The organism is Glycomyces rhizosphaerae (assembly GCF_042647865.1).
In the GTDB taxonomy this organism is placed as follows: Bacteria; Actinomycetota; Actinomycetes; order Mycobacteriales; family Micromonosporaceae; genus Glycomyces; species Glycomyces rhizosphaerae.
The window spans coordinates 37,492-51,029 of sequence record NZ_JBHRWO010000014.1; the positions used below are offsets into that span (position 1 = coordinate 37,492).

The 13,538-nt window shown below is 69.4% G+C and carries 8 protein-coding genes; 6 read left to right on the forward strand and 2 right to left on the reverse strand.

The features are described 5' to 3' along the window. The first annotated feature begins 6 nt into the window (after positions 1 to 6). Together ACFO8M_RS17005 and ACFO8M_RS17010 are read left to right on the forward strand one after the other, a co-directional pair. Positions 7 to 2,211, forward strand: coding sequence for a peptidoglycan D,D-transpeptidase FtsI family protein (locus ACFO8M_RS17005; RefSeq protein ID WP_387977713.1), 2,205 nt, complete (start codon positions 7 to 9; stop codon positions 2,209 to 2,211). A gap of 111 nt (positions 2,212 to 2,322) precedes the next feature. Continuing rightward, entirely contained in the window at positions 2,323 to 3,237 is a 915-nt protein-coding gene (locus tag ACFO8M_RS17010) for a proteasome assembly chaperone family protein (protein WP_387977715.1), read from the forward strand. A gap of 61 nt (positions 3,238 to 3,298) precedes the next feature. Here the strand turns inward: ACFO8M_RS17010 and typA are convergent, their stop codons facing one another. Beyond that, a complete protein-coding gene (gene typA / locus ACFO8M_RS17015; protein WP_387977717.1) occupies positions 3,299 to 5,170 on the reverse strand; it encodes a translational GTPase TypA in 1,872 nt (623 codons plus the stop codon). 177 nt (positions 5,171 to 5,347) lie between these two features. Between typA and gsmA the strand changes: the two genes are divergently transcribed. From gsmA to ACFO8M_RS17035, 4 genes are all read left to right on the forward strand, one after another. After that, the gene (gene gsmA / locus ACFO8M_RS17020; protein WP_387977718.1) at positions 5,348 to 6,409 is read left to right on the forward strand and encodes a sporangiospore maturation cell wall hydrolase GsmA; all 1,062 of its coding nucleotides are present in this window, start codon (positions 5,348 to 5,350) and stop codon (positions 6,407 to 6,409) included. Positions 6,410 to 6,609: 200 nt separating this feature from the next. After that, on the forward strand, positions 6,610 to 9,570 hold the full coding sequence (uvrA, locus tag ACFO8M_RS17025) for an excinuclease ABC subunit UvrA (RefSeq protein WP_387977720.1): 2,961 nt from the start codon (positions 6,610 to 6,612) through the stop codon (positions 9,568 to 9,570). Between the two features lie 112 nt (positions 9,571 to 9,682). Beyond that, the gene (locus ACFO8M_RS17030; RefSeq protein ID WP_387977722.1) at positions 9,683 to 10,291 is read left to right on the forward strand and encodes a prepilin peptidase; all 609 of its coding nucleotides are present in this window, start codon (positions 9,683 to 9,685) and stop codon (positions 10,289 to 10,291) included. Between the two features lie 147 nt (positions 10,292 to 10,438). Next, entirely contained in the window at positions 10,439 to 10,810 is a 372-nt protein-coding gene (locus ACFO8M_RS17035; protein ID WP_387977724.1) for a hypothetical protein, read from the forward strand. Positions 10,811 to 10,921: 111 nt separating this feature from the next. Here ACFO8M_RS17035 and ACFO8M_RS17040 read toward each other — a convergent pair whose 3' ends face one another. Continuing rightward, a complete protein-coding gene (locus ACFO8M_RS17040) occupies positions 10,922 to 13,498 on the reverse strand; it encodes a glycoside hydrolase family 9 protein (protein ID WP_387977726.1) in 2,577 nt (858 codons plus the stop codon). Between the last annotated feature and the right edge of the window lie 40 nt (positions 13,499 to 13,538).

The window sequence follows — 13,538 nt, forward strand, 5'->3', positions numbered from 1 at the left end:
ACGTCGATGACCGAATCCGACCCCCGTCGACGGCGCGACCCCTCCTCGATCAGCCGAGCCCGCCGTTACACGCCTCGCGGACGGACCGTCCGCGAGGCGGCGGACGGGGCAGAGGACAACCGGGCCAGGGAGAACGGGGCGCGCGACCGAGAGGCCGCGCGCCGCGAACGCAACCGGACCGCACAGCAGACCGAGGCCGAGGACCTCGCGGCGCGCAGGCGCCGCGAGGCCGCGGCCCGTTCGCGCGAGCGCCGCCAGCGCGAGACCGGCACGATCACCGAACCCCGCAAGCCGGAACCGGAGACCAAGCGCAGCACGAGCACGGCGAAGTCGGAGCCGTTGCGCCGCACCGGGACCGTGCGTCCGACGCAGTCGCGTCGCACCGGCCCGATCAACCCGCCGCGAGGTGGCGGCAGGCGCCCGACGAACCGGCCCACCGGGCCCGTCCCGGTCCGGCCGCTCGCGAGCCTGCCGCGCCTGGGCAGCCCGGCGCGACGCCTGCGGATGGCCGCGGCCTTCGTCATGATCCTGCTGCTCGTCTCGGGCGCGCGGCTCGTGCAGCTGCAGGTCACCGACTCGGCCGCGTATGCGGCGGAGGCGCTGAACCAGCGTCTGACGACCGAGCCGCTCCCGGCCGAACGCGGCGCCATCATGGACCGCAACGGCAACCGGCTCGCCTACTCGATCGAGGCGAACTACATCGCGGTCGACCCGGTGATGCTCAAGGGCGACGCAGCCGAGCTGGCCGCGGGCCTCGCGCCGCTGCTGGGCCGTCCGGCCTCAGAGCTGGAGCCCATCCTCGGCACCAAGGAGACCCCGCAGGGCGACCAGATCCGCTTCGCCTACCTCCAGCGCGGCGTGGACCTCGCGATCGGCGACGAGATCCGGGAGCTGGAGAACCCGGGCCTCATCATCGGCGACGACGAGCGCCGCGTGGTGCCCGGACACGACTTGGCGGCCAACGTCATCGGCTTCACCGGCGGCGACGACGGCGAGGGCCTCGGCGGCCTGGAGGCCGCCTACGACGACTGGCTCTCCGGCGAGGACGGCGAGGTCTCATACGAGCGCAGCCAGTCCGGCCAGCCGATCCCCGGCGCGTTCTACCGCGAAGAGGAAGCGGTGCCGGGCAACGACCTCCAGGTGACCCTCGACGACAAGCTCCAGTTCAACGTGCAGAAGATCCTGGAGTCCACGGTCCAGGAGCACGACGCCGAGTTCGGCTCAGCGATGGTCATGGAGGTCGGCTCCGGCGAGATGCTGGCGATGGCCTCGACCCCGACCTACGACGCGGCCAATCCGTTCGATGTGGACGATTCGGAGGCCTACCGCGACTACGGCACCCAGGCCACGGTCGACCCCGGCTCGATCCACAAGGCGATCGTGTTCGCCGCGGCCCTCGAAGAGGGCTGCATCAAGCCGGACGGCACGATGCCCGTGGAGCAGAGCATCAACAAGGGCGGCACCGACTACGAGGACGGCTACGAGCACGGCAGCGCCGTGCTGAGCCTGGCCGGGATCATCGCGCAGTCCTCCAACGTGGGCACCATCCAGCTCGCCGACTGCATCGGCAAGGAGAAGCTCTACGAGTACCAGCTCGCGTTCGGCCTCGGCGAGGCCACCGGTGTCGGCGTCGCGGGCGAGGCCGCCGGCATCCTCCAGGAACCGCAGAACTGGTCGGGCACTTCTGAGGGCTCGGTCCCGATCGGCCACGAGGGCACCGCCACGATCATGCAGATGGCCGCCATGTACGGCGCGATCGCCAACGACGGCGTGTACGTGCAGCCGCAGCTCGTCGACCACAAGATCAACGCCGACGGCGAGATCGAGGAGCAGCCCGAGCCCGAGACGCACCGCGTGATCTCCAAGCAGAACGCGGAGGACCTGCAGTACCTGCTGCAGGCGCCGATCGCGGCCGAGACCGGCACGGGGCGCAACGCGGAGCTGGAGAACTACCACCTGGCGGGGAAGACCGGTACGGGCAGTCTGGTGGTCGACGGCGACTACGCCCCCGGCAACGTGACCTCGTTCGTGGGATTCGCCCCGGCCGAGGACCCGCAGTACGTGGTGGCCGTGAGCGTCTACGTCCCCGGCGGCGGGGGCGGCGGCTCGACCACCGGCGAGGCGTTCAAGGAGATCAACGAGTTCGCCTTGGGCTACTTCGGGGTTCGTCCCGCGACCGAGCCGGCCCCGGAGTTCGACGTCTGGGGCTGAGGCGGGGCGGGTGCGAGCGTGACGCCGCACCGAAGTTCTCCCCGAGGGGGAATCGGGGGTCGGCCCCGGGCGTTAGCATCGAAGGCGTCAAGGAAGAAGGAGCCGATTGTTTTGAACGTTGACCCTTGGGCACTGTGCGAGGTCCTGGCGGAACCGGCCGAGGCGCGGGGAGCGGTGCTGCTGCACTTCCTCGACGGGTTCATGGACGCAGGGCAGGCGGGTCGCGGGGTGGTGGACCACCTGTTCAAGACCTGCGAGCACACGCCGGTCGCGTCCTTCGACGTGGACCAGCTCATCGACTACCGGTCCCGGCGGCCCAACCTCACGTTCTCGATCGACCGCTGGTCCGACTTCGAGGCCCCGCAACTGGTCGTGTACCTCATGCGGGACGCCTCGGACAAACCGTTCCTGCTCTTGTCGGGCCCCGAGCCCGACTTCGCGTGGGAACGGTTCGTGGACTCCGTGGAGGACCTGATCGAGCACTGGCATGTGCCGCTCACGCTGGGATTCCAGGGCATCCCGATGGGGGTGCCGCACACCCGGCCGCTCGGCATGACCGTGCACGCCACCCGCCCTGAGCTCGTCTTCGACAACCGGCCGGTGTTCAACGAGGTCACGGTCCCCGGCAACGCGGCGGGCCTCCTCGAGTACCGGCTCGGCGAGTCCGGGCGCGACGCGATCGGCCTGTCGGTCCACGTGCCGCACTACGTCATGCAGATGACGTACCCGGCCGCTTCCATGCGCCTCCTCGAGGGCATCCGCGAGGCCACCGGCCTCGACCTGCCCACCGATGAGGAGCTGGAACTCGAACGCGCCCAAGTGGATTCGGACATCGCCGAGCAGGTCGCCGAGTCCGACGAGGTCGCCGACGTGGTGAAGACCCTTGAGGAGCAGTACGACTCGTTCACCGAGGCCGCCGAGGCCGACGAGATGCTCCAGGACGGTCGCATGCCCACCGCCGATGAACTCGGCGCGGCCTTCGAGACCTTCCTGGCCGAGCGCCAAAAGGGCGAGGACGACAAGTAGCGTTCAACCGCAAGCGAAAAGCGGGCCCGACCGGAAGGTCGGGCCCGCTTCGCTCTACGACTTACTTGCCGTGCTTGGCCTTCGAAGCGCTGCGGCCGCGCTCCTTCTGGTCCAGGACGACCTTGCGGATGCGGACGGTCTCGGGGGTGACCTCCACGCACTCGTCGTCGCGGCAGAACTCGAGGGACTGCTCCAGCGACAGCAGACGCGGCGGCACCACGTTCTCCGTGGAGTCGGCCGCGGCGGCGCGCATGTTGGTGAGCTTCTTCTCCTTGGTGATGTTGACGTCCATGTCGTCGGAGCGCGAGTTCTCGCCGACGATCATGCCCTCGTACACCTCGGTGGTCGGCCCGTAGAACAGGACGCCGCGCTCTTGGAGGTTGATCATCGCGAACGCGGTGATGGCCCCGGCGCGGTCGGCCACGAGCGAGCCGTTGTTGCGGGTGCGCAGCTCGCCGAACCACGGCTCGTGCTTCTCGTAGATCGAGTGCGCGATGCCGGTGCCGCGGGTCTGCGTCAGGAACTCGGTGCGGAAGCCGATGAGGCCGCGGGAGGGCACGAGCCACTCCATGCGGACCCAGCCCGAACCGTGGTTCGTCATGGTCTCCATGCGGCCCTTGCGGGTCGCCATGAGCTGCGTGATCGCGCCCAGGTGCTCCTCGGGGGAGTCGATGGTCATGCGCTCGACCGGCTCGTGGGTCTTGCCGTCGATCTGCTTGGTGACCACCTCGGGCTTGCCGACGGTGAGCTCGAAGCCCTCGCGGCGCATCTGCTCGACCAGGATGGCGAGGGCCAGCTCGCCGCGGCCCTGCACCTCCCAAGCGTCCGGCCGCTCGGTCGGGAGGACGCGGAGCGAGACGTTGCCGACCAGTTCGCGGTCGAGGCGGTCCTTGACCTGGCGGGCGGTGACCTTGTGGCCCTTGCCGCCCTTGCCGACCAGCGGGGAGGTGTTGGTGCCGATGGTCATCGAGATCGCCGGCTCGTCGACGGTGATGAGCGGCAGCGCGACCGGGTTCTCCGGGTCGGCGAGGGTCTCGCCGATCATGATGTCCGGGATGCCCGCGATGGCGCAGATGTCGCCGGGGCCCGCCATCTCGGCGGGCTTGCGGGTGAGCGCCTCGGTCATGAGCAGCTCGGTGATGCGGACGTTCTGCTGCGAGCCGTCGCGCTTCATCCAGGTGACGGTCTGGCCCTTGCGCAGCTCGCCCTCCTCGACGCGGCACAGCGCGATGCGGCCGAGGAAGTTGTCGGCGTCGAGGTTCGTGACATGGGCCTGGAGCGGCGCGCCGGGCGTGTACTCGGGCGCGGGCACGTGCTCGATGATGGTGTCGAAGAACGGCTTGAGGCTGTCGGAGTCCTCGGGGACGGTGCCGTCCTTGGGCTTGCTCAGCGAGGCGACGCCGTCGCGGGCGCAGGCGTAGACGATCGGGAACTCGATCTGGTCCTCGTCCGCGTCGAGGTCCAGGAAGAGGTCGTAGGTCTCGTTGACGACCTCGTCGATACGGGCGTCGGGCCGGTCGGTCTTGTTGATGCACAAGATGACCGGGAGCCGCGCGGTGAGCGCCTTGCGGAGCACGAATCGGGTCTGCGGGAGCGGACCCTCGGAGGCGTCGACGAGCAGGACGACGGCGTCGACCATGGACAGGCCGCGTTCGACCTCGCCGCCGAAGTCGGCGTGGCCGGGCGTGTCGATGATGTTGATGACCATCGCGGAGCCGTCGGCCGGGTTCGTGTAGTGGACCGCGGTGTTCTTCGCGAGGATCGTGATGCCCTTCTCGCGTTCCAGGTCACCGGAGTCCATGACGCGGTCGTCGACGGCGGCGCCTTCTCGGAAGGCGCCCGCCTGCTTCAGCATGGCGTCGACGAGCGTGGTCTTGCCGTGGTCGACGTGGGCGACGATGGCGATGTTGCGCAGATCAGAGCGTGTAGACACGACGACCATTGTCGCTTAAGCACGAGACGGGCCTGGCGTCAACCCAGGTGATCGCGGCCACCAGATTTCCCGGCAAACGGCCGAGGGTTGTTCACATTACTCCTTTGCGGGACAGTAAATCCCTCAAAATCTAGACTGCCGTTTATGCGCGTATTCCATGATTCCATCCGATTCGTTATGGTTCTCGCACTCGCCGCCGGAGCGATCCTCGTCGGCGCACTGCCTGCGAACGCCAAGATCACCGGTGCGATCATCGCCACGGAGGGCGGCACGCTCAACGTCCGCACCGGCCCGGCCACCGACCAGAAGACCGCCGGAACCCTCGCCAACGGCGCGAACCCGGAGGTCATCTGCCTCGTCCGCGGCGAGGAGATCAACGGCTACGTGCGCACCACCTCCACCTGGCTGCGCATCGGCAAGAACCGCTGGATCTCCAACGCCTACGTCAACTGGTCGCCGTCCCAGCCCGTGCCCTGGTGCTCGGCCTCCACCAAGGCCGCCACCATCGCGAACGTGAACACCGGCGGCGGCGAGCTCAACATCCGCGCCGCCGCCAATTCCAACTCCAGCCGCCAGGGCGGCTACGCCGACGGCACCGCCGTCAGCGTCCGCTGCCAGGTCTGGGGCCAGGAGGTCGACGGCACCGCCCGCACCACCGGCGCCTGGTACCGGATCGACGAAAAGCGCTTCGTCTCGGCCGCGTACATCAAGTGGAGCGCGGGCGAGCCGTGGCTGCCCTGGTGCGGCCAGGCTCCGCCTTCGGTCCCGCGAGGCGGCAACCAGGGCTTCATCGACGCCCATGCCTCCGCCGCGCAGGCCAGCGCCCGCGCCACCGGCGTGCCCGCCTCGGTGACCCTCGCGCAGGCGATCCTCGAGACCGGCTGGGGCCGCGGCGTGCTGGCCCGCGAGGACCACAACCTGTTCGGCATGAAGTGCTTCGGCTCGCCCGGCGACCACGCCATCGGCTGCCGCGACTACGCCACGTTCGAGTGCAGCCCGACGGGCGGCTGCTTCGACATGAACGCGACCTTCCGCGCCTACGCCAAGGTGGCCGACTCCTATCGCGACCACGGCGACCTGCTCTCCAACTGGTCCCGCTACGCCACGGCCATGGACCACGCCGGCGACCCGAAGCGCTTCGCCAAGGAGATCCACAAGGCCGGTTACGCGACCGACCCGAAGTACTCCGAGAAGCTCATCGGGATCATGAACGACTACAACCTGTACCAGTACGACTGATTCACCCGAACGACTTGATTCCTGCCATCGAGAGCGGGCCCGGGCACACAGCCCGGGCCCGCTCTCGTACGGTGAAAGGTGAGTTAAAGGTCACATCAGCGTGGAAAGACGCAGCATGCGGGGGAGTAGCCTCGTAGGGCGGCCCTCCTTCGAACAGCGGGCCTCCCAGAACTGTCGGACCCGAACGTTAGATTCCCACCGTGGCCAACGAGCACCTTCCGATCGAACCTAAACAGCACTCCGCAGGCACCATCGTGGTGCGGGGCGCGCGAGAGCACAACCTCAAGGACGTCGACCTCGACCTCCCCCGGGACTCCCTGATCGTCTTCACCGGCCTGTCCGGTTCCGGCAAGTCCTCCCTGGCCTTCGACACGATCTTCGCCGAAGGCCAGCGCCGCTACGTCGAATCGCTCTCGGCCTACGCCCGCCAGTTCCTCGGCCAGATGGACAAGCCCGACGTCGACTTCATCGAGGGCCTGTCCCCGGCGGTGTCGATCGACCAGAAGTCGACCTCCCGCAACCCGCGATCGACCGTGGGCACCATCACCGAGATCTACGACTACCTGCGGCTCCTGTTCGCCCGCGTCGGCGTCCCCCACTGCCCCCAGTGCGGCGAGCCCATCGTCAGCCAGTCGCCGCAGCAGATCACCGACCAGATCATGGCGATGCCCGAGGGCACGCGCTTCCAGGTCCTGGCCCCGGTCGTGCGCAAGCGCAAAGGCGAGTTCGTCGACCTGTTCGGCGACCTCCAGCAGCAGGGCTACGCCCGCGCCCGCGTCGACGGCGAGGTCTACGCCCTCACCGACGTGCCGAAGCTCAAGAAGCAGGAGAAGCACGACATCGACGTGGTCATCGACCGCCTCGCCGTCAAGGCCTCCTCGGTCCAGCGCGTCACCGACTCCGTCGAGTCCGCGCTCGGGCTCGCCGACGGCGTCGTCGTGCTCGACTTCGTCGACATCCCCGAGGGAGACCCGAACCGCACCCGACGCTTCTCCGAGAAGCTCGCCTGCCCCAACGACCACCCGCTCTCCCTCGACGAGCTCGAGCCGCGCACCTTCTCCTTCAACGCCCCCTTCGGCGCCTGCCCGGTCTGCCACGGCCTCGGCATGCGCAAGGAGGTCGACCCCGAACTGGTCATCCGCGACCAGGAGGCGACCATCCGCGACGGCGCGCTCGCGCCGTGGTCCTCGGTCGGCATGGGCGACTACTTCCTGTTCCAGATCGTCGCCCTCGGCGAGGCCGTAGGCTTCGACGTCGACACCCCCTGGGCCGACCTCCCCGGCCGCGCCCAGAAGGCCGTCCTCTACGGCTTCGACGAGACCCTCCAGGTCTCCTACCGCAACAAGCGCGGGCAGCGCCGCTCCTACGAGACTCGCTTCGAGGGCGTCGTGCCGTGGGTCGAGCGCCGCCACACCGAGACCGACTCCGAGTGGACGCGCGAGAAGTACGAGCAGTTCATGCGGGAGATCCCGTGCTCGACCTGCGAGGGCACCCGGCTCAAGCCCGAGATCCTCGCGGTCACCGTGGAGGGCCTGTCCATCCACGAGGTCTGCACGCTCTCGATCGCCGACTGCGCGACCTTCTTCGACGCCCTGGGCCTGTCCAAGCGCGACATGATCATCGCCGCCCCGATCGTCAAGGAGGTCAAGGCCCGCCTCCGCTTCCTGCTCGACGTCGGCCTCGACTACCTCACGCTCGCGCGCGCCGCCGGGAGCCTCTCGGGCGGTGAAGCCCAGCGCATCCGCCTCGCCACGCAGATCGGCGCGGGGCTCGTGGGCGTCCTGTACGTGCTCGACGAGCCTTCGATCGGTCTGCACCAGCGGGACAACAACCGGCTCATCGCCACGCTGGAGCGGCTGCGCGACCTCGGGAACACCCTCATCGTGGTCGAGCACGACGAGGACACCATCCGGGTCGCCGACCACATCGTCGACATCGGCCCCGGCGCCGGCGAGCACGGCGGCGACGTCATCTACTCCGGTCCCGTCGCCGGCCTCACCGAGGCCAAGGGCTCCATCACCGGCGACTACGTGGCCGGCCGCAGGAAGATCCCCGTGCCCGACAAGCGCCGTCCGGCCGACCACGGCCGCGAACTGGTCGTCAAGGGCGCCACGGAGAACAACCTCAAGAGCATCGACGCGGCCTTCCCGATGGGCTGCATGGTCTCGGTGACCGGCGTGTCCGGCTCCGGCAAGTCCACGCTCGTCAACGAGATCCTCTACAACACGCTCGCCGCAGAGGTCAACGGCGCCAAGATCGTCGCGGGCCGGCACCGCACCATCACCGGCATCGACCAGGTCGACAAGGTCGTCGGCGTCGACCAGTCGCCGATCGGGCGCACCCCGCGTTCGAACCCGGCGACCTACACCGGCGTGTTCGACAAGGTCCGCAAGCTCTTCTCGGGCACCCCCGAGGCGAAGGTCCGCGGCTGGGGCCCCGGGCGCTTCTCTTTCAACGTCAAGGGCGGGCGCTGCGAGGCCTGCAGCGGCGACGGCACGCTCAAGATCGAGATGAACTTCCTGCCGGACGTGTACGTGCCGTGCGAGGAGTGCGGCGGGGCCCGCTACAACCGCGACACGCTCAAGGTCCACTACCGCGGCAAGACCATCTCGGATGTGCTCGACATGCCCATCGAGGAGGCCGCCGACTTCTTCGAGCCGATCCAGACGATCCACCGGCACCTGAAGACCCTCAATGACGTCGGCCTCGGCTACGTGCGCCTCGGCCAGCCCGCGCCGACCCTGTCCGGCGGCGAGGCCCAGCGCGTGAAGCTCGCCTCCGAGCTCCAGAAGCGCTCGACCGGCAAGACCGTGTACATCCTGGACGAGCCGACCACCGGCCTGCACTTCGAGGACGTGCGCAAACTCCTCGGCGTGCTCGACGGCCTGGTCGACAAGGGCAACACCGTGATCACCATCGAGCACAACCTCGAAGTGATCAAGTGCTCGGACTGGGTCATCGACCTCGGCCCCGAAGGCGGCGACAAGGGCGGCACCCTCGTCGCGGCCGGCACTCCCGAGGAGGTGGCCGCGATCGCGGCGAGCCACACCGGGGCGTACCTGCGTCCGCTGCTCGGCATGGAGGGCAAGGGAAACGGCACCGGCGCCGCCGCGAGGCGGGCCAAGGCCGGGAACGGCCGCAAGACCGTCGCCAAGCGGTAGCCCACCGGGCGTCGGCAAGCGGCGCAACCGAAGACGTGTGACATGAGCGACGCGGCCTGAACCGGCCGCGTCGCTCCCACGTTCCGCCGCAAGGCAATGCGAGCATCGCCGGGTGCTCTTCCCCGGTGCTCTCTACATTGGCGCGGCCACTGCCGCCCTCCTCGCCGGCCCAGGACTGGGCCGATGCGTCGCCCTGGCGACCGACCGGCATCCCGATCCGCGGCTGATCAAGGGCGTGTGCCTGTTCGTGGCTCTGCTGATCGCTTGGCGCGCAGAGGGACTCCTCCACGGGGTCGCGCTCGGCACGGTCGCGGCGGCCGGTATCGCGGCCGGATGGATCGACGTCTACCAGCGGCGGCTGCCCGACCTCCTGATCCTGCCCGCGTACCCGTTGGCGGCCGTGCTCTTGATCGCCACGGGCGATGCCGACACGATGCTCCGGGCCGCGGCCTGCGCGGCAGCGGCCATGGCGCTGTATGGAATCGCCTGCGCGACCGGCCAGGTGGGCTTCGGCGACGTGAAGCTCGCGGGCCTGCTCAGCCTCGTACTCGGTTGGGCCGCATGGGAGACGGCCGTGATCGCGCTGGTGGCGTCGGCGGTGATCGGCGGCGGGCAGGCCGCGGCGGTGATGCTCAAGGGAAGGAGGGACTTCCCGTACGGCCCGGTGATGCTGTTCGGAGCGGCGGCGGCCATCGCGATGACCCCTTGGATCGCGCTGTGACCGCGTCGGCGCGTCGGGCGTTCCTTCCGGGTGTACCGCGCCGGCGATCCACGGGATTTCTCGATTCTCCGAATGCGGCCCGCAGCGAAGTTATATTCATGGCCGACCTAGTACAAATGGGTCACATGAGACACCGAGCACTGAGAGGTGACAGTGATTCGCTTCATCACAAAGACCGCCGTCGCGGCAGCCGCCGCCGGAGTCCTCGCCGCCGGCATGGCCGCACCGGCCCTCGCCGCCCATTCCGGGCCTGACGCAGCACGCCCGTCGGCCCAACCGCTGGATGCCGAGGGCGTCGAGAGCCTGGACCTGTGCGTCGGGGGCACCGTCTCCCTCAACCTGTTCGGCCCGCCCCACTGCGCCATGGCGGACCCGCACCAGAGCGGTGTCGACATCGACGCGGACCTGGGCGGCGTCGACATCGACGCGGACCTGTGCGGTCTGGACTTGCGTCTCGTCCTCGACCTCGCTCGGGACGACGTCGTCGACCTCGACCTGTCCTGCTCTCAAGACAATTAGGGACGAGCGCATGTCGCGCGATGCGGGAGGCAGGCCGCGCTGACGGACGCGGCGTGAAGAACGTGGGGCGGCCACCGATATCGGTGGCCGCCCGTCGTCATACCCGGGTGCTCATGCCGTCGAGCAGGTCACCGACGCCGGTGCGACCGCGGTCCGGGCGTCCTTGTCCCCGATGAACCCGAACGTGAAGGTCCGCCCCGGCTTCAGCGCCTGGCCTCCCGCGAGTTCAGTCGCCGTCACCGTGTGGCCCTCCTGGACCAGCTCCACGCTCCACGAGTGCACGATGGACTGACCGGTCGGCAGCGCCCAACGGAGCTTGAGCCCCTCCAGAGACTCGTCCCCGGTGTTGCGCACCAGGATCTGCGCGTTGAACCCGCCCGGCCACTGGCCGTTGATCTTGTACTCGACCTCGCACGAGGGCGACGCCGCGACAGTGGCGAGCTGGTCGGCCGCGAAGGTCGCGATCTGCGCGAGCGGGGCGTTCCAGTTGACCGTCAGCTCGTTCGTCGCCCACGAGCCGATGTCGTCGATGTAGCACCGCTGCGGCGCGCAGCCGTTCAACCAGCGCTGCGCGACCGGGTCCCAGGTCGCCGTGACCGAGTTCGGGCCGCCCGCGAGCGTCCCGGCCGGCGGGTTCGGCAGGTTCGGGTCGAGCTGGTTGGCGAACCAGCGGCTGTGCATGTTGTGGGAGTCGTGCGAGCCGTAACCGGTCACATAGGAGTTCCCGAGTGCGTTGCGCCCCAAGAGGTAGTCCAGGCCCGACATGACCCCGTCGCGGTACTGCGCCTCGCCGGTGAGGTCGAAGGCCGTGGCCACGACCACGAGTTCGTTGAGCACGGAGCTGTTCGAGCCCCAGTCGAAGGTCCCGTTGGACCCGTATGAGAGGCCCCACGGGCTCGCCGCCTGCAGCTCGAGGTAGTGGTCGGCCCCCGCGACGACCTGCGCGACCACGTCATCGCGGCCCGGCAGCGCGTTCGGCACCAGCGCCAGGTCGAGCTTCGCGAGCGCGGCCACGCTGCCCCAGTAGAAGGCGCCCGGGCCGTACGAGTCGGCGTCGTGCAGCTTCGATTCGAGCACGAACTCCTCATAGGGCTTCGCGCCGGTGGTCAAGAACAGTTCGGATGCGGCCCAGTAGAACTCGTCGGTGACGTTGGAGTCGCCGTAGGGGCCGCCGCCGGCCGGGCTCGTCTCGGGCGCGTACAGGTCCGGGTGCGCCAGTGCCGCCGCCCAAGCGGTCTCGGCCGCCTCCAGGCACTCGGCCGCGAACTCGGCGTCGTAGCGGGCGAACAGGCGCGAGGCCTGTGCGGCCGCCGCGGCCAGGTTCAGCGTCGCCGCCGTCGACGGCGGGTAGAGGTACCGCGCCTGCGGGTCGTCGGCGGGCATGAGCGGCAGTCCGGTCCAGTTCTCGTCGTGGATCTTGTGGTGGGCCATGCCCGCCAGTTCCTCGCCCGCGGGCACCTGCATCGAGAGCAGGAACTCCATCTCCCAACGGGCCTCGTCGAGCACGTCGGGCACGCCGTCGCCGTGCTCGGGGATGCGCAGGCTCCCGTCCGCGAGGCGGGCCGCGTCGCCGGTGGGGGCGTGCAGGGCCCGCTCATACACCGACATCAGCTGTGCGACCGAGATGCCGCCGTTGACGACGTACTTGCCGTGGTCGCCCGCGTCGTACCAGCCGCCGGTGACGTCCAAGGTGTAGTCGCAGGCATCGTCGTAGCAGGGCACCGCGCCGTCGCCCTGGTTCGGCGCGACGTCCACGTGCCCGGCCTCGCGGCCGTATCCCGGTGCGATCGCGTCATCGATCGCTAGACCTGAGCGCATCGGGTAGTAGAAGGACATCGCGTCGACCGCCAAGTCGCCGTAGGCGTTGCCGCCGATGGCGAACGGGTAGGAGGTCTCGCCGTCCGCGGTGATCGTGAAGCCCTCGCCGGTCGCGGACACGTCCGAGAAGTCGATCACGTGCACCGATTCACCCGAAGTGGACTCGGCACCGTGCGGGGCGGAGTCGCCTTCGGCGACAAGCGCTCCCGCGGCGTCGTGGAGCTGCCACGGGACCGGGTCGGTCGCGTCCGTGACGAGCGTGGCCCCCTTGGGGCCGTCGGGGAAGTACGCGACCTGGTTGACCCGCACGCGCGGCCCGGTGTCGGGCTCGTAGACGGGCGGTTCGGCTCCGGTGAGCAACTGGACCTCCGATAGGCAGAACTGCCATGGCTCGGCTTGGCGGCCGATCTGGAACGCGAGCTGCGCGTCGGTCCAGTCTGCCGCGGAAGTGAAGGAATAGCTGAAGGACGCCGCCTCGGTGCCCAGCAGCGGCAACTCCTCGACCGCGGTCGGCCAGGGGTCGACCGGACGCTGCACGAGGGCTCTGACGCTCACGTCGGTGGAGGCGCGGGCGGTGAAGCGCAGCTCGTACGACTCGCCGGTGACCAGCGGCAGGGAGTCCTGGCCGACGATGGCGTCCCAGGCGTTCGCGGTGCCGCCGGGCACGTCGACGCACCACTCGCCGTCGGCGACGGCGCCGGTGAGGTTGGCGGTGGACCACCAGCCGGTGTTGCCGGAGGCGAAGTCGCCGTTGATGATGAGGTCGGCGGGCTCGTCCTGCGCTTGAGCTGGCGCCGCGGCGGCGCCTAGCGCGAGTGAGGCCATGACGGCGATGACGAAACGTCTGCGGCGAGGTGCGGTTCGCGGCATGAGATGCCCTCCGAGAGATTTGGGAGCGATACCACACGCC

What these genes read in the sequence shown, in the direction of transcription:
- gsmA (WP_387977718.1), top strand. Translation starts at nt 5,348, where the DNA reads ATGGTTCTCGCACTCGCCGCCGGAGCGATCCTCGTCGGCGCACTGCCT.
- ACFO8M_RS17040 (WP_387977726.1), bottom strand. Translation starts at nt 13,498, where the DNA reads ATGCCGCGAACCGCACCTCGCCGCAGACGTTTCGTCATCGCCGTCATG.
- ACFO8M_RS17005 (WP_387977713.1), top strand. Translation starts at nt 7, where the DNA reads ATGACCGAATCCGACCCCCGTCGACGGCGCGACCCCTCCTCGATCAGC.